The sequence below is a fragment of the Dongia sp. genome, assembly GCF_041910485.1.
In the GTDB taxonomy this organism is placed as follows: Bacteria; Pseudomonadota; Alphaproteobacteria; order Dongiales; family Dongiaceae; genus Dongia.
Window position 1 is genome coordinate 38,002 of sequence record NZ_JAYRQR010000013.1, and the last position, 19,675, is coordinate 57,676.

The window sequence follows — 19,675 nt, forward strand, 5'->3', positions numbered from 1 at the left end:
CATGCATCTCCTCGCCGCCAAACCAGGAACAATCAGCGACGGCGGCGAGGCCGTCGATCTCGGCCAGACGCCGGCCGAGATCGTGGTGCTGAGTGCGGCGGACACGGAACTCGCGGCCTTGGCGGCGGCGCATGCAGCGCTGGCCGAACCGAAGCCGACATTGCGCCTCGTCAACCTGCTGCAATTGCAGCATCACATGTCGGTCGATCTCTATATCGAGCAGGTGGTGAGCCACGCCAAGCTTGTGGTGCTGCGCCTCATCGGCGGTGAGCGCTATTGGCCCTATGGGGTCGAGCAGCTGGCGCTCAGCGCGCAGACACGTGGAGCGAAGTTCGCGTCGCTCTCCGGCGACGATCAGCCGGACCCGGAACTGGCACGCCGCTCGACGGTCCTTGACGGCGAGGCGCATCGCCTGTGGCAGTATCAGGTGCATGGCGGGAGCGTGAACGCGGAGAATTTCCTGCGTTATGCGGCGAGCCTCATCGGCTATCAGACCGAGTGGGCCGAGCCGCGCCCGCTTTTGCGTGCCGGTCTCTATTGGCCCGGGGCGGAGGTGCTGGGACTGGCCGATCTGGTGCCGCATTGGCAATTGGGGGCACCGGTCGCCGGTATCGTCTTCTACCGCGCGCTTCTGCAAGCGGGAACGCTGGCGCCGATCGATGCGCTCATCCGCGCCGTGGCGGCGCGGGGGATCAACCCGCTGCCCATCTTCGTCAATTCGCTGAAGGAAGCGGTGGCGGCGGATCTCATCCGTACGCTTTATGCCGAAACGGCGCCGGACGTGACTTTGAACTGCACCGGCTTCGCCATCTCGCAGCCGGGCGCGCAGACCTTCGCGACACCGTTCGACGGCGGCGATCATCCGGTGCTGCAGGTTGCGCTCTCCTCGGAAGCCCAGGAACAATGGCAGGCGGGGCAGCGGGGGCTATCGCCACGCGATCTCGCCATGCAGGTGGCGCTTCCCGAACTCGACGGCCGTATTCTGACCCGCGCCATTTCTTGGAAGTCGGCGGCGCGCTTTGATGAAGCGACGCAATGCACCATTGTGGCGCCGCTGCCGCTCGCGGACCGCGTCGATTTTGTCGCCAACCTCGCCGCCAATTGGGTGAAGCTGCGGCGGACGGCGCGGGGCGAGCGCCCCATTGCCATCGTGCTCGCCAATTACCCCAACCGCGAAGGACGCATCGGCAACGGCGTCGGGCTCGACACGCCGGCCGGCACGATTGAGGTGCTGCGGGCGATGCGGGAGGCGGGTTATGCCATTACGCGCATCCCGACGGATGGCGATGCACTGATGCAGGAACTCATCCGTCGGCCGGCAAACCCGTTTCGCCTGGACGCTGGCGACTATGCCGCGTTCTTCGCCGGCCTGTCGGTGGCGATGCGGGAAGCCGTCACCGTGCGCTGGGGGCAGCCTGAAACCGATCCGCATTTCACGAATGGCGGCTTCGATCTGGCACTTATCTCGCTGGGCAAGATCGTCATCGGCATCCAGCCGACGCGCGGCTATGAAGTCGATCCGACCGCGACCTATCACGATCCGGACCTCGTGCCGCCGCATTACTATTTCGCCTTCTATGCCTATTTGCGGCAGAACTTCGGGGCGCTCGCCATCGTGCATATGGGCAAGCACGGCAATCTGGAATGGCTGCCGGGAAAGGCGTTGGCGCTCTCAAGCGGCTGCTATCCGGAAGCGATTTTCGGGCCGACGCCGCACCTTTATCCCTTCATCGTCAACGATCCCGGCGAAGGGGCGCAGGCGAAGCGCCGCGCCCAGGCCGTCATCATCGATCATATGACGCCGCCGCTGACGCGGGCCGAAAGCTATGGCCCGACGCGCGATCTTGAGCGGCTGGTCGATGAATATTTCGAGGCGAGTCAGGTCGACCCCAGACGCTGCATCGACCTTAAGCGGCAGATCCTTGACCTTGCCATGTCGTCGGGCCTTGCTGCCGATTGCGGTGTGCTGGCGACGGACGATACGGATACGGCGCTCGCCAAGCTCGACAATCATCTGTGCGAGCTAAAGGAAGCGCAGATCCGCGACGGCCTCCATATCTTCGGAAAGGCGCCGGAAGGGGCGATGCTCGACGAATTGCTGGTGGCCTTGACGCGCCTCCCGCGCGGGCAGAGCGAGGGGCGCGGCGCTTCGCTCATCCGCGCGTTGAGCACGGATCTCGGTCTCGATTTCGATCCGTTGAACGCAAGACTCGGCGATGCCTGGACCGGCCCTCGCCCCGCGCCGCTCGCCGAGATCAGCGGCGATCCGTGGCGCCTCACCGGCGACACGGTGGAACGGCTGGAAATGCTGGCGCTTGCCCTGGTGGCAAAACAGCGCGGCTGCGAGACCGCTTGGGCGCGCACGCGCGAGGTGCTGGCCTTCATCGAGGAGGATCTGCGGCCCCGCGTTGAAGGCTGTGGTGCCGCCGAGATTGCCGGGCTCCTTGCCGGTCTAGATGGCCGCTTCGTGAAGCCGGGACCCTCGGGGGCGCCCACGCGCGGGCGGCTCGATGTGCTGCCCACGGGGCGCAATTTCTTCTCGGTCGATACGCGCTCGGTGCCGACGCCGACCGCCTGGGGCTTGGGGTGGCAATCGGCGCTCCTCGTCCTTGAACGGCACCGGCAGGAACACGGCGCCTGGCCGAAAGCGATCGTGCTGTCCGCCTGGGGCACCGCCAACATGCGCACGGGCGGCGACGATATCGCCCAGGCCCTGGCTTTGATGGGTGTGAAGCCGAGCTGGGACCCGGGCGGGTCGGGCCGTGTCGCGGGCTTCGAGATCATGCCGCTTTCCGTGCTGGGTCGGCCGCGGGTCGATGTGACTTTGCGCGTCTCCGGCTTCTTCCGCGATGCCTTCCCGGCACAGATCGACCTCTTCGACTCCGCCGCGCGCGATGTGGCGGGTCTCGACGAGCCGGATCATCTCAATCCGCTGGCAGCGCGCTTCCGCAGCGAACGCGCGGGCCTTGTCGCGCAAGGTGTTGCCGAGACGGAAGCGGCGCGCCGCGCCGGCTACCGCGTCTTCGGCTCGAAGCCGGGCGCCTATGGCGCGGGGCTCCAGACTCTGATCGACGAGAAGGGCTGGTCGGAGACGGGCGATCTGGCGCGCGCCTATCTCGCCTGGGGCGGCTACGCCTATGGACAGGGGGCGAGTGGCGAGGCTGTGCCGCAGCTCTTTGCCCAACGCTTGAGCGGCGTCGAAGCGGTGCTCCATAACCAGGACAATGCCGAGCATGATTTGCTCGACAGCGACAATTACTGGCAGTTCGAGGGCGGCCTGGCTGCCGCCGTCCAGCATCTCAGCGGCAAGCGCGCAGTGGTGTGGCACAACGACCATTCGCGTCCCGAAGCGCCGAGGGTGCGTGCGCTGGATGAGGAGATTGCCCGCATCGTGCGCGCGCGCGTCGTCAATCCGAAATGGATCAACGGCATCATGCGCCACGGTTACAAAGGCGGGTTCGAGATGGCGGCAACCGTCGACTACCTCTTTGCCTTCGCGGCCACGGCCGATTGCGTAGCGGATCATCATTTCGACGCCGTCTATTCCGCTTATCTCGACGATGATGCGGTGCGGGCGTTTCTGGAAAAACACAATCCGGCGGCCTTGAAGGAGATCGCCGACCGTCTGCTGGAGGCGCAGTCGCGCGGGCTCTGGCAGGCCAAATCAAACTCGGCCGGCATGCGCCTCAATGCCTGGGCCAATGGGAGCAAGGCAGCATGAGCGAGACGAACCAACCCGAAGACCTGAACCAGAAGGCCAATGAGAAGGCGGCGCGCCGCAAGGAAGCGCGCGACCGTATGATGGCGGACAAGAACCGCGAGAAAGGCCTCATCATCGTCCATACCGGCAAGGGCAAAGGCAAATCGACCGCGGCCTTCGGCATGGTGCTGCGTTGCATCGGCCACGGCATGAAGGTGGGCGTCGTCCAATTCATCAAGGGCAAGTGGGATACCGGCGAGCGCACCGTGCTGGAGAAATTCCCCGACCAGATCGAGATCAGGGCGCTGGGCGAAGGTTTCACCTGGGAAACTCAGGACCGTGCCCGCGACATCGCCTTCGCCCGCGCCGCCTGGGATGAAGGCAAGCGCATGATGAACGATCCGTCGTTCCAGTTCGTGCTCCTAGACGAGATCAATATCGCGCTCCGCTACGATTACCTGCCGGTCGAGGAAGTGACCGATTTCCTGAAAGCGAAGCGGGATAACCTCCATGTCTGCCTGACCGGTCGCAATGCGAAAGACGAACTCATCGCCATTGCCGATCTGGTAACGGAAATGGAAATGGTAAAGCACCCCTTCCGCGACGGCATCAAGGCGCAGGCGGGCGTGGAGTTCTGAGATTGGCCTGCAGCCGTCACTTGCACACCCCCACCCTGACCCTCCCCCTGAAGGGAGAGGGGATTGGAGCGAGGTGTTGGTGCGAATTCCACACGAAGCCCTCTCCCTTCAGGGGGAGGGTTGGGTGGGGGTGTATGCGCGCAATTCCATCCAAGTTCGCGCCATGAAAACTCCCGCCATCATGTTCCAGGGCACGGGATCCGATGTCGGCAAGTCGTTGATCGTTGCTGGCCTCGCCCGGGCCTTTACAAAGCGGGGGCTCAAGGTCCGGCCGTTCAAGCCGCAGAACATGTCGAATAATGCGGCGGTCACCGCAGATGGCGGCGAGATCGGGCGGGCGCAGGCGCTGCAGGCGCGCGCCGCGCGTGTGCCGCTGTCGGTCCATATGAATCCGGTACTGCTGAAACCGCAGAGCGATGTGGGTTCGCAGGTGATCGTGCAGGGAAAGATTTTCGGCAATGCCAAGGCCGCCGACTATCACCGGCTGAAGCCGCAACTTCTCGATGCTGTTCTCGAGAGCTATCGCCATCTTGAGGCCCAGGCCGATCTGATGCTGGTCGAAGGGGCGGGATCGCCTGCTGAGATCAATTTGCGCGCCGGCGACATCGCCAACATGGGCTTTGCCGAAGCGGCCGATTTGCCAGTCGTGCTGGTGGGCGATATCGACCGGGGCGGCGTCATCGCCAGCATCTACGGCACGGTCCAACTGCTGGCGCCGGGTGAAGCGGCGCGCATCAAGGGCTTCCTCATCAACAAGTTTCGTGGCGATCCGGCGCTCTTTGCCGATGGCATGAAGCTCGTCGCCGAGAAGACGGGGCTTGCCGCCCTCGGCCTCATCCCCTGGTTCGCGGGCGCCGATCGGCTGCCGCCCGAGGATGCGGTGGCGCTGTCGAGCTACAAAGGAAAGAACGCGCCGATCAAGATCGTCGTGCCGCAATTGCCGCGCATTTCCAATTTCGACGATCTCGACCCGTTGCGGGCCGAACCGGATGTCAGCGTCGAACTGGTGCGGCCGGGAACCGCTCTGCCGGGCGATGCCGATCTCATCCTGCTGCCCGGATCGAAAGCCACCATTGCCGATCTCAAGGCGCTCTATGAAGCCGGATGGGACATCGACATCCGCGCCCATCACCGGCGCGGCGGCGCTGTCTTCGGCCTGTGCGGCGGCTATCAGATGATGGGCCGCCGTGTCGAAGATCCGACCGGCATCGAAGGCCCCAAGGGCGGTATCGACGGGCTGGGCCTGCTCGACGTGGTAACAACCCTGACCGGCGAAAAGGCGCTGATCGAGGTGACGGCGCGGGCGCTGGATCATGACGTGCGCGGTTATGAAATGCATGTCGGCGTCACCGAAGGTCCGGATTGCGCGCGGCCGTTTCTTTCCATCGGCAACCGACCGGACGGAGCGATTTCATCCGACGGCCGCATCATGGGCTGTTATGTGCACGGGCTGTTCGCGGCCGATGAATTCCGTCACGCCTTTCTCAACAATTTGCGCCGGCGGGCCGAGAGTGGCGTGGCTTATGAAGCCGGTGTCGAGCAGGCGCTGGATGATTTGGCGGCGCATCTCGAACAGCATGCCGATCTGGACCGCATGCTGGAGATCGCCCGGACCCGCGCTTAAGAGACCGCGCAGGCGAGGACGGCAAGAGCCAGCAGCGCGCAGGCGCGCCAATAGAGCGCCAGAGCGGCACGGATGTCGGGGGCCTTCAATTGCCATCTGCCGCCATCGTTCATCCAGGGATCGGATACGAGCACACCGTGATAACGGCGGGGACCGGCGATGGCGAAGCCGAGGGCGCCCGCCATCGCGGCTTCAGGCCAGCCCGCATTGGGCGATTTGTGGCGGGTGGCGTCGAGCTTCACCGCCCGGAAGGCGGCAGCAGCCCGCGCACCTTTCAAGACCAGGGCGGCGAGGATAAGCAGCAAGGCGGCAAGGCGCGAGGCGGGCAGGTTGACCGCATCGTCAAGCTTGGCAGCAGCGCGGCCGAAATCGAGATGGCGCGGCGTCTTGTGGCCGATCATGCTGTCCATCGTGTTGATGGCCTTGTAGGCGAGCATGCCGGGAAGGCCTAAGACGAGACCCCAGAAGATAGGAGCGACAATCCCGTCGGAGAAATTTTCGGCGAGACTTTCGATGGCGGCGCGGGAAATGCCGGCTTCGTCGAGGACCTCCGGATCGCGCCCGACGATGCGCGCGACCGCAATGCGCCCACCTTCGACACCGGATAGTTCCATTGCCTTGGCGACATCGGCGACATGGGTATAGAGGCTCTGCTGGGCGATGAGGGTCGACATGAGGAGGCCCAGCCACAGCGGACCGCCGGGGAAGCTGAGGAGCAGCGCCTGCAGACCCCAACCGAGAAGGAAAGCGATGGCAACCCCGGCGAGGCAGACGAAGAGGCCGGCCCGCCGGCGGGCCGCCGGCGTTGCGCTCTCGCGGTTGAACCGGCGGTCGGCCCATGCGATGACTTGGCCGATGAGAATGATCGGATGCGCCACGCGGCGATAGAGCCAGACCGGCTCACCCAGGGCGGCATCGGCAAGGATAGCGAGTGTGAGGGCAGCGGGTTGAAGGAGTTCGGTCATGATGGACCGATCCTGCGCATCGGCACCGACCCGTCAAGTGCGGGAGCGCCGCCGAGCAACCCAATTGCGGCAGGAGAGCCATGATGGAACAACATGAAGGCGGATGCCTTTGCGGCAAGGTGCGGTTCCGAGCAAGCGGCAAGCCGCGCTCGGTCTTCCATTGCCATTGTTTTTCCTGCCGCCGCCAGACCGGCGGGGCGGTCGCGAGCTTCGCGGCCTTTCCCGTCGCGGGCCATTTCGCCTGGACGGCCGAGGCGCCGGCGATCTTCCGTTCCACGCCCGGTGTCACGCGCCGCTTTTGCCCCCATTGCGGGACGCCGCTGAGTTATGAGGCCGAGAAATATCCGGACGAAATCCATCTTCACATCGGTGTCTTTGACCGTCCCGATGTTCTGATCCCCGAAGCACACTGGCACACGGAAGAAAAGGTCGCCTGGTTCGAGACGCGCGACGACCTGCCGCGCCATCCGGGCGATTGACCGGCATGAGCCGCTATACATTGGGCATCGGTCACGAAAAGGCGGCGCAATTCGCCGACCTTGCCGCCCTGGTGCGGCAGGCCTTGGGCGGGCTCAATCTGTCGGAGGCCGAAATCGTGGCGGTGGCGAGCATCGATCGCAGACAGGATGCCAGTCTGGTGGCGGCCCTGGCGGGGCAACTGGGCAGCGCCGCGCGCTATTTCACCGCCGCCGAATTGGAGGCGGAAACGCCGCGCCTTGCCAACCCGTCCGAGGAATTGTTTCGCCGCCTCGGTTGTCATGGCGTCGCCGAGGCGGCGGCGCTCGCGGCGGCCGGACCCGGCAGTGTCCTAATCCTGCCCAAGACCGCTGGAAAAGGGGTCACCTGCGCCATTGCCCGGCTCGGGTGATCCGGTCCATAAAGCGGCATGGCTATGGTTCATTTCATCGGCGCGGGTCCGGGCGACCCCGACCTCATCACGGTCAAGGGGCGGCGCCTTATCGAGGCGGCACCGGTCGTGCTCTATGCCGGTTCGCTGGTGCCGCGCGCGCTGGTTGAGTGTGTCAGGCCCGATGCAAGGGTCATCGATACAGCGCCGCTGCATCTCGACGAGATCGTCGCCGAGATGGCGGCCGCGATCGCGCGCGGGGAAGATGTGGCGCGTGTCCATTCTGGCGATCCGTCGATCTATGGCGCCACGGGCGAACAGATGCGGCGGCTGGATGAGTTGGGCATTCCTTACGCGGTTGTGCCCGGCGTTCCGGCTTTTGCCGCCGCCGCCGCCCTTCTCAAGAGCGAATTGACGCTGCCAGGGGTCAGTCAGTCGATCATCCTGACGCGTGTCCAGGGCGCCTCGTCGCCTATGCCGCCGGGCGAGGATCTCAGCACCCTCGGCAAGGCGGGCGCCACGATGGCGCTCCATCTTTCCGTGAAGAGCATCGCCAAGGTGGTCGCGGAACTGACGCCTCATTACGGTGCCGATTGCCCGGTTATCGTCGTCTATCGCGCCTCCTGGCCGGATGAGGCGGTGGTGCGCGGCAGCCTCGGCGACATCGAGGCGCAGCTGCAAGGGACCGACATTGCACGCACGGCGCTGATCTTCGTTGGCCGTGTTTTTGGGGCGGCGCAGTTCAAGGACAGCCAGCTTTATAGCGCCGCGCATCAGCACCTTTATCGACCGGACTGAATATGGCGGGCCTTTGGCGGCACGCCGACTTCCGGCGCCTCATCGCAGCGCTCGGCGTTTCGCAGATGGGGGCCAAGGTGGCGCGCGAGGCGTTGCCGCTGACGGCAGTGCTGGTGCTGGGTGCCGGGCCAATGGCGATGAGCGGGCTCACGGTTGCGGCAAGCCTGCCGACCTTGCTGATGGCGCTCCATGCTGGTGCGTTCCTTGACCGGGTGCGGCGCCGGCCCGCCATGATTGTCGCCGATCTCATTCGCTTCCTGGTGCTGATCTCGGTGCCGATCGCGGCTTTGTTCGGGGCTCTTTCCATCGGACAGCTGGTCATCGTCGCTTTCTTCGTCTCGGCAGCGACGCTCGCCTTCGACATTGCCGACCAGGCCTATCTGCCGGGTCTCGTCGGCAAAGAGGAGATCGTCCAGGCCAATTCGCTGAAGGAAGCAGCCGATGCTGCGACGGAAATCGTGGGGCCGCCCGTGGGTGGTATCCTCGTCCAGACAATCGGCGGGCCATTCACGATCCTCATCGACGCGGTGAGCTATCTGGTCTCGGCGCTTTTCCTGGGCCGTATCCGCGCCGATGAACCGAGATCAACGCCCCGCGCCGAGGTGCCCAATATCACGCATGAGATCAAGGCGGGTCTCAGCGTCCTGTGGCACGATTCCGTACTGCGGCCGCTGCTCTATGCGCGCTTCATCCGCACCTTCTTCGGCGGCATGTTGGGGCCGTTTTATGTGCTCTATGCCGTGACAGACCTTGGCCTCACACCCTTGCAACTGGGCCTGGTTGTTGCTGTCGGTGGGGCGGCATCGCTGCTCGGTTCCGCTGCCGTCCCGAAGCTGGTGACGCTCTTTACCGCCGGTCCCGGTCTCATCCTTGCGTTTGCGGTCAAGTCACTGGGCCTTGCCTGCGTGCCGCTTGCTGGGCACGCATTGGGCCTGGGTCCCTATGCAGCCATTCTGCTGCTGATCGCCCAGCAGATTCTCGCCGACGGCAGCACAGGCTATTTCATGGTGGTCGAGCGCAGCCTGCGCCAACGACGCGTGCCGGCCGAATTGTTGGCGCGCGCCGGGGCGACGACCCGGCTGGTCAATGATGCCCCCATTCCGTTTGCGGCACTGATTGGCGGCCTCATTGCGGAACAGATCGGCGTTCATGCCGTGATGTGGATTGCGGTCGCAGGTTATGCGCTGTCGCCGGTGGTGGCGTTCCTGTCGGATGTCCGGCGCCTAAACCGGATTTAGCGCCTGAACGGTGCCTCGCCGACCAGATTGCCCTTGCGGTCATAGACCAGCAATTCGATTTCAAGGCGATGGTCGGATTCGGTCAGGGCCACATCCTGCGCTGCGCGGGCGATGTCGGTGCCGATCGGGATGCCGGCCTTGTTGCAAAGCTCCAACGCTTCCATCGCCGTATTGCCGGCGCGAATGCTTGCCGCCAATTGCGCATCGCCGCCCAGTGCCGTGGCGCGTTCCGCCAAGCGACTGAGATCGATCTGGCTTCTCCCGGAATGAAGATCGAGATGACCTTCGGCGAGCTTGGCCATTTTGGCAAAGCCGCCGGCAAGGGTCAGCCGCTCGACCGGGTGGTGGCGCAGATATTTGAGGACGCCGCCCGCGAAATCGCCCATGTCGATGAAGGCGAAATCGGGCAGGTCGTGCCGCTGTTCGACGGCTGCTTCCGTGGTGGAGCCGGTGCAGGCGGCGGCGTGGGTTTGTCCGGCGGCCCGAATGACGTCGATGCCGCGATGGATCGAGGCGATCCAGGCCGCGCAGGAAAAGGGGTGTACGATCCCCGTCGTGCCGAGGATCGAAATGCCGCCAACGATGCCGAGGCGGGGGTTCCAGGTCTGCTTGGCGATCTCGGCACCGCCGATGACGCTGACCGTCACTTCGGCATCCGGATGGGTCCCATGCTCGGCGGCGACTTCCGCCAGCACGCCCGCGATCATGGTGCGGGGAGCAGGGTTGATGGCGGGCTCGCCGGGCGGGATGGGCAGGCCGGGCTTGGTGACCAGGCCGACACCTGCACCCGCCTTGAACACCGTGCCGCTGCCGGCCGGCAAGTGGCGGATTCGGGCCCTTATATGGGCACCATGGGTCACATCCGGGTCGTCACCAGCATCTTTTACGATGCCAACCTCGGCAAAATCAGCCTGAAGCACCGGTTCCAGCAGCGGAAAGGTCGGTTTTTCGCCCTTGGGCAGGGTAATTGTGACCGAATCGGCGAATTTTCCGCTCAAAAGGGCTGAAAAAGCGGCCTTGCTGGCCGCCGTGGCGCAGCAACCCGTGGTCCAACCTCGCCGCAAGGCGCCTTCCGGCCGGCGCGGGGCGCCTTCTGTCGTTTTTTTATCAGTCATGACGCTATTTTATGGGCCGATGTCTTTTGCTGGCTAGTGTCGGGGCCATCCTGCGCTAATTTAACGCCTATGAATAAGCTGTTTGCGACATTGCCGGAACTCGAACCCGGCTGGGTGTGGTTGACTGGCGCCGGTCCCGGCGATCCCGGCCTCCTCACCCTGTTGGCGGTGAAGGGTCTCAGTTCGGCCGACGTCATTGTCTATGACGCGCTGGTCGACCAGTCGATCCTCGATCTCGCGCGCCCGGGTGCCATCCTCGAATATGCAGGCAAGCGCGGCGGCAAGCCTTCGGCCAAGCAGCCCGACATTTCGTTGCGCCTTGTTCAACTGGCGCGCGAGGGCAAACGCGTGCTGCGCCTCAAGGGCGGTGATCCGTTCGTCTTTGGGCGCGGCGGTGAAGAAGCGCTGACGCTGGTCGAAAACAAGATCCCTTTCCGTATCGTCCCTGGCATCTCCGCTGGAATCGGTGGCCTCGCCTATGCCGGCATTCCGGTGACGCACCGCGATTGCAATTCGGCGGTTGCCTTCGTGACCGGCCATGACGCGACCGGCGAGGTGCCGGATTCGGTCGATTGGGCGGCGCTTGCCAAGGGCGCGCCGGTCATCGTGCTCTATATGGCGCTGAAGCATATCGGTCGCATCGCCCAGCGCCTCATCGAGGGTGGACGCAACGCCAACGATCCGGTCGCCATCATTGCCAAGGCGACAACCAGCGAGCAACGCGTGCTGGAAACGACTCTCTCTCGCGCCGCTGCCGATGCGACCGAAGCCGGAATCGAACCCCCGGCCATGGTGGTGGTGGGCGAGGTCGTGAAGCTGCGCGCGGCGATGGATTGGCGCGGTGCCATGGACGGCAAGAGCCTCATTCCCGATCCGCTCGGCCAGCGCCAGCGCGACCGGACCGGCTGAGCGTTCCCTCTTGGCGCGGGGACTCCTCATCGCCGCTCCATCCTCGGGCAGCGGCAAGACGCTCACGACACTCAGCCTTCTCTCTTTGCTGCACGCCAAGGGTATCAAGGTCGCTGGCTGCAAGGCGGGGCCGGATTATATCGATCCCGAATTCCACGCCGCGGCGACGGGTCTTCCCTGTTTCAACCTCGATCTCTGGACCATGCGACCGCCATCGCTGCAAGCGCTGCTGGCGGCGCAAGCGAAACGCGGCGAGCTCATCATCGTCGAGGGCGTCATGGGGCTCTTCGACGGCATTCCGGGCCTGCCCATCGATGCCAACGGATCGGCGGCGCAATTGGCGCGACTCCTTGATCTGCCCGTTGTCCTGGTGCTCAACGCCAAGGGCCAGGGGGCGACGGCGGCGGCCATCATCGAGGGGCTGGTGCGCCACGATCCGGCGCTCAAGATCGCCGGCATCATCTTCAACAATGTGGGAAGTGCAGGCCACCGCGAGATCTTGAGCGATGCGGCGCAACGGGCCGGCGTACCGGCACTGGGGTTCCTGCCGCATGTCCCGGTGCTCAATGTGCCGTCGCGGCATCTGGGGCTGGTGCAGGCGCGCGAGATCGCGGTCCTCGACAAGTTCCTGGCCAATGCGCGCGAACATTTCGCCGATAGTTTCGATCTCGACGCGATCATGGCCGCAGCAGGGCCGATCACGGCAACTGACGCAAAGCTCCTGCCAATGGTGGCGCCGCTGGGGCAGCGCATCGCCCTGGCCGATGACGCGGCCTTTGCCTTTTCCTACCCATTCCACCGCGAGGCCTGGGTCGCGGCGGGTGCCGAAGTGACGCCCTTCTCGCCCCTGGCGGACGAAAGCCCGCGCGCCGATGCCGACGCGGTCTTTCTGCCCGGTGGCTATCCCGAACTCCATGCCGGCCGTTTGGCCGCCAATGCGACCTTTCAGGCGGGCCTCCATGCAGCGGCCGCGCGCGGCGCCTTCATCTATGGCGAATGCGGCGGCTATATGGCGCTGGGGCGCGGGCTGGTGGACGCCGCCGGCGTCCGGCATCAGATGGCGGGGCTGCTGCCGGTCGAGACCAGCTTTGCCAAGCGCAAGCTGCATCTTGGCTACCGCGAAGCGAATTTGCTCGATGGCACGCCACTCGGCCCAGCCGGGACCATCTATCGTGGCCACGAGTTCCACTATGCAAGCGTGACCGCCGAGGATGGGGACGCCGCCCTCTTTACGGCGCGCGATGCGCGGGGCCGCTTATTGGGGCCGGTCGGCCGCCGTGCCGGCACCGTTATGGGATCGTTCATGCATCTCATCGACCGCACCACTGGTCATGGTTAGCGATCGGTAAAGTTCACCTTTGCTGCAGCTGCTGTCCGGACGTGGGCGGATGGCCGCTATGCAAAGGCATGCATCGCGCGCGGTGCGGCAATCGCTATGATGGCGCGACCCATCGATCCTCGCGCCGAAATCCACCCCACCCCATGAGTATCGCCCTAGCCGACGACCGCCCCTGGTACGCGCCCGTAACGCGGCCGGGACCGGTGCTATTTGCGACTCTGTTCACCCTGGATTCGATTGCGCGGGCGATCATCGCCCCGGTCATTCCGCTCGAGGCGCTGCGGCTTCTCGGCTCGGCGCGCAATGTCAGTGTCGCGGTGACGGTGGTCGGCGTCGCCGGTGTCTGCATGGCGTTGGTCCTGCCTGCGATCATTCATCGCTGGCGGCCGCGCGCCACGTACCTGCTGGCGATCGGCATGCTGGGTATCGCCTCGCTGCTGATGGCCTCGCAGAGCGTGGTGGGTTTTGGCCTTGGCTGGATGATGCGGGCAATGGCGGCGGCGGGTCTGCTCGGCCTCCTCAACATCTATATCGCGGCCTTCATCGACAAGCGCGACCTCGCCAAGTCGGAACCCTTGCGCACCTTCTTTTCGGCGACGGCCTGGGTCGGCGGACCGTTCCTGGGCATCCGCTTCTATGAAATGTCGCCGCTGCTCCCCTTTGCCGTGTCGATTGCTGCCGCGATCGTGCTCTTCATCTATTTCCGGCGTCTCCACCTGCAGGCACCATCCCCGGCGATCGCCGCCGGTCGCTTCACGCCCTGGGTGAACGTGCGGCGCTTCTTCTCCCAAAGGCGGCTGACGCTTGCCTGGGTACTCAATTTCGGGCGCGAGATGTGGTGGGTGACGCTCTTCACCTACGCGCCGATTTATCTTGTTCAGGCCGGAAAGCCGGCGGTTGAGGCGGGCGACCTCATCGCCTCCTGCACGGCACTTCTTTTCGTCAGCCTGTTCCTTGGGTGGCTTGGTCGGCGCATCGGTCTCAGGCGTTTCATCGCCGGGGCCTTTTGCTGGGTAGCGGTTGCGACCTTCTCCGTCGCCTGGTTCAGCGACCGGCCGGATGTCGCCAGCTGGATGCTGATCGTCTCGGCCATCGGCTCGGTTTCGCTCGATTCCGTCTGCGTCGTTACCTTTCTGCGCGCCGTCCGCGGATGGGAGCGGCCGCAGATGACGATGATCTTCAGCATCTACCGCGACAGTGCCGCTCTCATTCCGCCGGCGATCTTTGCCCTTCTTCTCAGCTTCTTTCCGCTGCCCGTTGTCTTCGTCGTCAGCGGCGGCTTCGCGTTGTTGTGCGGCATGCTGGCGTTGAAGCTGCCGCGTAGCCTATGACGACCGCCGGCTCTCATTCCTGTCGCTTTGTCACACCGGTTACGCGACCATGACTGACATGGCGGAGCATTTTCCCGATTTCTCCCCAAGCGATTCCGCGATCACATCGACGCGGATCCGGCGCCTCGTTGCCTATTGGGAATCCCGCCGGAACGGCCGTCCTGTCCCTTTGCGCGACGATATCGACCCTGCCGCCATTCGCGACCTGCTGCCGTTGCTCCTCATTGCCGAGATTGAAGAGCCGTTCCGTGTGCGCTACCGGCTGGTGGGGACGCGGGTCGTGGAATTCAACCGGCTCGATTTCACCGGGACCTATCTCGACGAGATGCGCTGGGATTCCAGCGAGCGCTATACACGCGCCTATCACGCAGTTGTGGCCAGCGGCCTACCGCATTACGGGCTCGATTCCTGGCCGCTCAGCAATGATACCGACGGGCGCAGCGAAATCGTGATGCTGCCATTGTCCAGCTCGGGCGCGCGGATCGATCGCTGCCTGGGGCTGGAGGACTTCTTCTTCTCGCCCCTCGATTTGCGTCGGCAGGCGAGTTCCTGAGCACTCAGCCCGCCAACTGGTCGATTGACTTGGCGAGCTTCACGTCGCGCGCACTCAGTCCCTTGCAGTCGTGCGTCGTCAGCAGAATATCAACGCGGTTATAGACATTGAACCATTCCGGGTGATGGTCCTGCGCTTCGGCGAGAAGGGCAACGCTCGACATGAAGCCCCAGGCTTCGACGAAGTTCTTGAAGCGGAAGCTGCGCGAGATCGCGTCGCGGCCGTCGACCGGCTTCCATTGTGGCAACTCGGCGAAGGCGAGATTGCGCTCGGTATCATTGAGCTTGGCAATCATGTCCACCTCCTTGTTTCAGCGCACGAGAGGCGCCAGATACTGCGGAATGCTGGCTTCAAGTCGCGCATTGAGATCTTTCATGGCGGCGTCGAGCATGTTGAAGAGGACCGCCTCGCGCTGGTTGAGAGTCATATTCTCCGGCACCGTCTGCGATCTGGTGACGGTCTCAGTCACCGTTCCGGATTTGCCCGACAGCGGATTGCCCGCTTCGAGCCGCACGGTGATGCTGAGATCGTAGCGATCGGATTGTTCCGTCTTCAAAGCCGCATTGATTCCCGAGGAGCGCGGCAGAGGGACCCTCACGGCACGCGCCTCGACGACGGTATAGGTGGCTTGGCCACGCGAACCAACCTTCTTCAAGCGGTCACGGGCCCAGTCGAGGGCGAGCTTTTCCGGTGTTTCCGGATAGTCGGCCGAATTCTCATTCTGAACGTCCGCCGCGCGGTAGTCGCTGGCGATTTCGATATGGGCCACGTCGAGATTGATCGGTGGCAGATGCTGGAAGGTGATGTCGGGAAATGCCTGGCGATCCGGCGGCGTGTTGCAGGCGGTGAGGGAGAACATCGCCGCGCCGAGCGCGGCGAGGAAGGCGAGGCGGGTAGGTTTTGCAAACATCGGCAGCGAAGACTCTTGTGGCTGGTGATCGAAAACTGGGACGCTTTGCAGTGTGCTGCGGCTGGGGTGACGGTCTGTTTCCGCTGCGTTGACCAGGTTCAACGGCAAATCGGGTGCCTACGACCCTGCCAGCGCCCCCTTCCGCCCGCAAGTGCGGCATTGTTGCAATTGCAAATCATTTGCAATTGAAGTCCGCGGGAGCTATGGTCGCCTCTCTGAAGATGAAAGGAACTGTCATGGCGGCCAACGACAATGAATGCACCCATGCGGCCGAACCTGCCGACGTTCAGGAGACGGGACCGCTCACTGAGCCGGCCCTCACGGCGCTCACATTCGGGGCGCAATTTGTCATCTGGTCGGCGCGTGCTTGGGTGACAGCGTTGAAATTGGACAAGCCGTTTGAAGACGTAAGTTGCGGCACATTCGAGAAGCTGGATCTCAAACCGGCCCGAGCCTCGCTCGACGCACTTCTCACCATCGTCGCGCATGATGCGACGCGCCAGATCGACATTCGCTGCCTGCAATGTCCCCGCGTAAGCCCGGATGAAAGCCTGCTGCGCCGAGCCGTCGCCGCAGCGCAGACGGAAGACGTATTCGCCGCATACGATGCTTTGCGAAACTGGTTGCCGTCGGCGTCAGCGCGCCATGCGTTGCGCCCCCTTACCGATTTCGCAACTGAGCTCGCGGCGCGGTCCTTTCGATTGCCCCCGGATGTGCCGGACGCTGCCGCGACGCCGCGCTCCATGTTGCAATCGGCTGCCCTTCATTGATTGTGTGCATTGCAAATAAGTCAATTATCCTAACATGTTAGAAATCATTTAACCTTGCGGCGGTCAACCGGCGGCGCGATCATGTAGTCATCAGACGACCTAGTTGATGGTGTTGATGCTACAAGGATTTGAAACCGACGAAGCGGCTCGATCCTTAACGCGACCCGGCAATGGCGCCGCCGCGCCGAGTTTGTCTTCGCATTGGCAGGTCGTCATGCGCCCGGCCGCGCCGATCTTGACGGCTGTCCCGCTGGTCATCCTGTTCGTCGGCGTCCTGGCGAGCTACGCTGTCTATGTTGAACTGCGCGGTCGCGCCACCGATGCTTGGCGTGAAGCCACGCAGAATCAGACCGAACGCCTGGACGATGTCTTTATTGACGCTGTCAACGCAACACAGCCGCCTTTGCGGGCCATCAACGGCCTGTTCCTGGGCTCTGAAGATGTTACTGCATCCGAATTCTATCGGGCGATCTCGGCGATAGCGCCTGCCGATGGTGACGGTGGTGTCGCTATGGCCTATCTGGAACACGGCACCGGCGGTTATAAGGTTCCCTACAGCACAGGGTTTGCGCGCTATGGAGAAGTCGGCGCCGATTCACGGCGGTGGCCGGGATTGGCGGCTGCAGCGGCACAAGCCGCCAAGGAACCGCAACGCCTGCTGCTCACGGCGGAGCCCTTGTTCGAGGATGCGCTGGGACCACGTTTTGCGCTGATCGTCGCGCTGAAGGGCGGCAAAAGGCCACCGCTGCTGCTGACGCCCATCGATCTGGAGCAGATTCTAGCCGCGTTTGTCGCGGAAAAAGTGCCTGCAGGCTTGTCGCTCAGTGTCGCGCATCGGGCATTGGCACAGGGCGAACTCTACCCGGTCGATTATCGGCCGCTGCCAGGTGATCCTGTGCCAATTGCCCCAGAGCCATCACAGACCATCAAATCGCTGCGCATCGCTGCCGGTGCTGAATGGCAAATGGTCTGGCAGGCGGCATCGGATTTCCAGGGCGGACCAAATCGCAATCTGGCCCAGACGGTGCTGATCGGCGGTATCAGCTTTTCAATGCTGTGCGCACTGCTGTTTCTTTTGGCGCGCCATGAAATTCAGCAAGAGCGCAACCGGGTTGCGGCGGCCAAACAGACGACGGAAATGTTCCGCCATCATATGATCGACCTGGCCGAAGCACGGGATGCGGCCGAGCGCGCCAATCGGGCCAAATCCGACTTCTTGGCAAATATGAGTCACGAATTGCGCACGCCGCTCAATGCCATCATCGGATTTTCCGACATGATGAAGTTGGGCATCGGTGGCAAGCTTGAAAATGAAAAGCATTTGGAATGCGTGCGCCACATCAGCGACAGCGGATCATTGCTCTTTAAGCTCATCGACCAATTGTTCGATACGGCCAAGATCGAAAGCGGCCATCTGGAAATGGAAGAAGCACCGCACGATCCTGTTGCGTTGGCACGTGAAGCGCTCGCCCTGGTCGAGCCGGCCGCCAATGCCAAGCAGATCCGGCTGCATCTGGAAACTGCCGCCGATCTGCCGCGATGGATCATCGACGAGCGCAGTGCGTTGCAGATCCTCAACAACCTTCTCACCAATGCCGTCAAGTTCTCAGGCCGCGAGAAGACCGTGACGGTCCGCCTCGCAAAAGACGCGGATGCCGGCCTCAGCATCAGTATTGAAGACCAGGGTCGTGGCATCGCGCCGGATGCGCTGCCGCGTATTTTCGATCGGTTTGCGCGTGGGGACGCCATGGTCGCCGGCAAGGAAGAGGGGTTGGGGCTTGGCCTCTGGATCGTGCGAAATCTGGTCGAAATGCATCGTGGCAGCATCGTCGTCGAAAGTGAGCTCGGTCGCGGCACAATATTCCGCATGCACTTCCCGCAGCCGACCGAACCGGATCAGGGCTTCGACCCTGCGCTCATTCCTGCAGACTAAGGCGCTCCGAACGACGGAGGCCTGCGATCAACCCGTTACGTCGCCTAGAGCGAAGCGATATTCGCTGTTGCAGAACTCGCACGTGACAACGAGCGCACCGTCGACGGCAAGATCGTTGAGTTCATCCGAACCCAGCGACTTCAAGACCGTCTCGACCTTCGTTCGCGAGCAGCGGCATTGCGCCTTGAGGTCGTGCCCGGTGAAGACCCGGACGCCGTCTTCGTGGAACAGGCGATAGAGCAAATCGTTGATGCCGGTCTCGGGGCCGAGCAATTCGCGGTCCTGGGCGCTGGCCATCAGCACCACGGCGCGGCGCCAGGCATCATCGGCCTCTTCGCCCTCGATCTCGGAGAAACCACTGCCGCCCTGCCAATCGTGCGGCGTGGCCCCATCCGGCGTCCAGCCCGGTGATGCATGCCCGCCTTGGCTCGGCAGACGTTGCAGCATGATGGCCCCGGCGCGCCAGCCGCCGGCATGATGTTCGATTGCCAGCTTGAACGCCGCCTGCAGCTGTTCGGATTGCTGGAAATAATGGTGGATGCAATCGACCAGGCTGGAGCCTTCAAGTTCGACGATGCCCTGATAGCGTTCGGCATGCTCGCCCTGGTCGACGGTGAAGGCGAGATAGCCGCCACCGGTCAGGCGCATGAGATTGGCCGAGGCCGCCGGAATGGCTGCGACCGCCTCGGCATCGAACTGGGCGTAGCCGCGCACGGCGCCACCTGAGGTGACGTCCGCGACCAGCACGCGCACGGCGCCGTTGCCCTTCGCCTGCAGGGTGAAGACGCCTTCATATTTGAGGGTCGCGGCCAGGATGGCGGCAAGCGCCATCATTTCGGTGAGGAGATGCGCCACCGGTTCGGGATAGGCATGCTTGGCAATGATTTCGCTCGCCACGCCGTCGAGGCGCACCAGGCGCCCGCGGACGCCGTGCCCCTCGATCTGGAATGGTTGGACGAAATCGCTGGCAGGTGGGGTGAGGCGGGTGCTTTCCATGCCTGTCAT

General features: G+C 63.9%; 18 protein-coding genes. 13 read left to right on the forward strand and 5 right to left on the reverse strand.

What is annotated here, in order from left to right; all coding sequences use genetic code 11:
• The first annotated feature begins 1 nt into the window (after position 1).
• The 3 genes from cobN (at position 2) to ACE3PP_RS03360 (ending at position 5,962) form a co-directional block, all read left to right on the forward strand.
• Positions 2 to 3,721, forward strand: coding sequence for a cobaltochelatase subunit CobN (gene cobN, locus ACE3PP_RS03350; RefSeq protein WP_374377927.1), 3,720 nt, complete (start codon positions 2 to 4; stop codon positions 3,719 to 3,721).
• Positions 3,718 to 4,338: a cob(I)yrinic acid a,c-diamide adenosyltransferase gene (gene cobO, locus ACE3PP_RS03355; protein WP_374377929.1), complete on the forward strand. Its 621-nt coding sequence runs from the start codon at positions 3,718 to 3,720 to the stop codon at positions 4,336 to 4,338. The genes cobN and cobO overlap by 4 nt, the downstream gene beginning before the upstream one ends.
• Before the next feature lie 163 nt (positions 4,339 to 4,501).
• Positions 4,502 to 5,962, forward strand: a complete 1,461-nt coding sequence (locus ACE3PP_RS03360) for a cobyric acid synthase (protein WP_374377931.1) — start codon at positions 4,502 to 4,504, stop codon at positions 5,960 to 5,962.
• Here the strand turns inward: ACE3PP_RS03360 and cbiB are convergent.
• On the reverse strand, positions 5,959 to 6,927 hold the full coding sequence (gene cbiB, locus ACE3PP_RS03365) for an adenosylcobinamide-phosphate synthase CbiB (RefSeq protein ID WP_374377932.1): 969 nt from the start codon (positions 6,925 to 6,927) through the stop codon (positions 5,959 to 5,961). The two genes, ACE3PP_RS03360 and cbiB, sit on opposite strands and share 4 nt — an antisense overlap.
• Before the next feature lie 80 nt (positions 6,928 to 7,007).
• On the opposite strand from cbiB, the gene ACE3PP_RS03370 reads away from it, so the two are divergent.
• The 4 genes from ACE3PP_RS03370 to ACE3PP_RS03385 are packed head-to-tail and all read left to right on the forward strand — an operon-like array spanning position 7,008 to position 9,810.
• A complete protein-coding gene (locus ACE3PP_RS03370) occupies positions 7,008 to 7,406 on the forward strand; it encodes a GFA family protein (RefSeq protein ID WP_374377934.1) in 399 nt (132 codons plus the stop codon).
• 5 nt (positions 7,407 to 7,411) lie between these two features.
• A complete protein-coding gene (locus ACE3PP_RS03375; RefSeq protein WP_374377936.1) occupies positions 7,412 to 7,795 on the forward strand; it encodes a cobalamin biosynthesis protein in 384 nt (127 codons plus the stop codon).
• 18 nt (positions 7,796 to 7,813) lie between these two features.
• Entirely contained in the window at positions 7,814 to 8,572 is a 759-nt protein-coding gene (gene cobM, locus ACE3PP_RS03380) for a precorrin-4 C(11)-methyltransferase (RefSeq protein WP_374377938.1), read from the forward strand.
• A 2-nt stretch (positions 8,573 to 8,574) separates the two neighbouring features.
• Positions 8,575 to 9,810, forward strand: a complete 1,236-nt coding sequence (locus ACE3PP_RS03385) for an MFS transporter (RefSeq protein ID WP_374377940.1) — start codon at positions 8,575 to 8,577, stop codon at positions 9,808 to 9,810.
• Here the strand turns inward: ACE3PP_RS03385 and ACE3PP_RS03390 are convergent.
• Positions 9,807 to 10,925, reverse strand: coding sequence for a cobalt-precorrin-5B (C(1))-methyltransferase (locus tag ACE3PP_RS03390; RefSeq protein ID WP_374377942.1), 1,119 nt, complete (start codon positions 10,923 to 10,925; stop codon positions 9,807 to 9,809). The two genes, ACE3PP_RS03385 and ACE3PP_RS03390, sit on opposite strands and share 4 nt — an antisense overlap.
• A 69-nt stretch (positions 10,926 to 10,994) precedes the next feature.
• Here ACE3PP_RS03390 and cobA point away from each other — a divergent pair, with 69 nt between their 5' ends.
• The 4 genes from cobA (at position 10,995) to ACE3PP_RS03410 (ending at position 15,057) form a co-directional block, all read left to right on the forward strand.
• A complete protein-coding gene (gene cobA / locus ACE3PP_RS03395) occupies positions 10,995 to 11,834 on the forward strand; it encodes a uroporphyrinogen-III C-methyltransferase (RefSeq protein WP_374377944.1) in 840 nt (279 codons plus the stop codon).
• Positions 11,835 to 11,844: 10 nt separating this feature from the next.
• Positions 11,845 to 13,173, forward strand: a complete 1,329-nt coding sequence (locus ACE3PP_RS03400) for a cobyrinate a,c-diamide synthase (protein ID WP_374377946.1) — start codon at positions 11,845 to 11,847, stop codon at positions 13,171 to 13,173.
• A 143-nt stretch (positions 13,174 to 13,316) separates the two neighbouring features.
• Positions 13,317 to 14,504 (forward strand): MFS transporter, encoded by a 1,188-nt coding sequence (locus ACE3PP_RS03405; RefSeq protein ID WP_374377948.1) that lies wholly within the window; start codon positions 13,317 to 13,319, stop codon positions 14,502 to 14,504.
• Between the two features lie 49 nt (positions 14,505 to 14,553).
• Positions 14,554 to 15,057 (forward strand): PAS domain-containing protein, encoded by a 504-nt coding sequence (locus tag ACE3PP_RS03410; RefSeq protein ID WP_374377950.1) that lies wholly within the window; start codon positions 14,554 to 14,556, stop codon positions 15,055 to 15,057.
• Positions 15,058 to 15,061: 4 nt separating this feature from the next.
• Here the strand turns inward: ACE3PP_RS03410 and ACE3PP_RS03415 are convergent, their stop codons facing one another.
• Together ACE3PP_RS03415 and ACE3PP_RS03420 are read right to left on the reverse strand one after the other, a co-directional pair.
• Positions 15,062 to 15,352, reverse strand: a complete 291-nt coding sequence (locus tag ACE3PP_RS03415) for a 4a-hydroxytetrahydrobiopterin dehydratase (protein ID WP_374377952.1) — start codon at positions 15,350 to 15,352, stop codon at positions 15,062 to 15,064.
• Between the two features lie 15 nt (positions 15,353 to 15,367).
• On the reverse strand, positions 15,368 to 15,967 hold the full coding sequence (locus ACE3PP_RS03420) for a hypothetical protein (RefSeq protein WP_374377954.1): 600 nt from the start codon (positions 15,965 to 15,967) through the stop codon (positions 15,368 to 15,370).
• A 236-nt stretch (positions 15,968 to 16,203) separates the two neighbouring features.
• On the opposite strand from ACE3PP_RS03420, the gene ACE3PP_RS03425 reads away from it, so the two are divergent.
• Both ACE3PP_RS03425 and ACE3PP_RS03430 read left to right on the forward strand, forming a co-directional pair.
• Entirely contained in the window at positions 16,204 to 16,737 is a 534-nt protein-coding gene (locus tag ACE3PP_RS03425) for a hypothetical protein (RefSeq protein ID WP_374377956.1), read from the forward strand.
• A gap of 214 nt (positions 16,738 to 16,951) precedes the next feature.
• A complete protein-coding gene (locus ACE3PP_RS03430; protein WP_374377957.1) occupies positions 16,952 to 18,670 on the forward strand; it encodes a sensor histidine kinase in 1,719 nt (572 codons plus the stop codon).
• 27 nt (positions 18,671 to 18,697) lie between these two features.
• Here the strand turns inward: ACE3PP_RS03430 and ACE3PP_RS03435 are convergent, their stop codons facing one another.
• Positions 18,698 to 19,666 (reverse strand): Hsp33 family molecular chaperone HslO, encoded by a 969-nt coding sequence (locus ACE3PP_RS03435; protein ID WP_374377959.1) that lies wholly within the window; start codon positions 19,664 to 19,666, stop codon positions 18,698 to 18,700.
• Between the last annotated feature and the right edge of the window lie 9 nt (positions 19,667 to 19,675).

Bases quoted from the DNA above. Each gene is read 5' to 3' on its own strand.
- cobN (WP_374377927.1), top strand. From the start codon at position 2: ATGCATCTCCTCGCCGCCAAACCAGGAACAATCAGCGACGGCGGCGAG.
- cobO (WP_374377929.1), top strand. From the start codon at position 3,718: ATGAGCGAGACGAACCAACCCGAAGACCTGAACCAGAAGGCCAATGAG.
- ACE3PP_RS03360 (WP_374377931.1), top strand. From the start codon at position 4,502: ATGAAAACTCCCGCCATCATGTTCCAGGGCACGGGATCCGATGTCGGC.
- cbiB (WP_374377932.1), bottom strand. From the start codon at position 6,927: ATGACCGAACTCCTTCAACCCGCTGCCCTCACACTCGCTATCCTTGCC.
- ACE3PP_RS03370 (WP_374377934.1), top strand. From the start codon at position 7,008: ATGATGGAACAACATGAAGGCGGATGCCTTTGCGGCAAGGTGCGGTTC.
- ACE3PP_RS03375 (WP_374377936.1), top strand. From the start codon at position 7,412: ATGAGCCGCTATACATTGGGCATCGGTCACGAAAAGGCGGCGCAATTC.
- cobM (WP_374377938.1), top strand. From the start codon at position 7,814: ATGGCTATGGTTCATTTCATCGGCGCGGGTCCGGGCGACCCCGACCTC.
- ACE3PP_RS03385 (WP_374377940.1), top strand. From the start codon at position 8,575: ATGGCGGGCCTTTGGCGGCACGCCGACTTCCGGCGCCTCATCGCAGCG.
- ACE3PP_RS03390 (WP_374377942.1), bottom strand. From the start codon at position 10,925: ATGACTGATAAAAAAACGACAGAAGGCGCCCCGCGCCGGCCGGAAGGC.
- cobA (WP_374377944.1), top strand. From the start codon at position 10,995: ATGAATAAGCTGTTTGCGACATTGCCGGAACTCGAACCCGGCTGGGTG.
- ACE3PP_RS03405 (WP_374377948.1), top strand. From the start codon at position 13,317: ATGAGTATCGCCCTAGCCGACGACCGCCCCTGGTACGCGCCCGTAACG.
- ACE3PP_RS03410 (WP_374377950.1), top strand. From the start codon at position 14,554: ATGACTGACATGGCGGAGCATTTTCCCGATTTCTCCCCAAGCGATTCC.
- ACE3PP_RS03415 (WP_374377952.1), bottom strand. From the start codon at position 15,352: ATGATTGCCAAGCTCAATGATACCGAGCGCAATCTCGCCTTCGCCGAG.
- ACE3PP_RS03420 (WP_374377954.1), bottom strand. From the start codon at position 15,967: ATGTTTGCAAAACCTACCCGCCTCGCCTTCCTCGCCGCGCTCGGCGCG.
- ACE3PP_RS03425 (WP_374377956.1), top strand. From the start codon at position 16,204: ATGGCGGCCAACGACAATGAATGCACCCATGCGGCCGAACCTGCCGAC.
- ACE3PP_RS03430 (WP_374377957.1), top strand. From the start codon at position 16,952: ATGCGCCCGGCCGCGCCGATCTTGACGGCTGTCCCGCTGGTCATCCTG.
- ACE3PP_RS03435 (WP_374377959.1), bottom strand. From the start codon at position 19,666: ATGGAAAGCACCCGCCTCACCCCACCTGCCAGCGATTTCGTCCAACCA.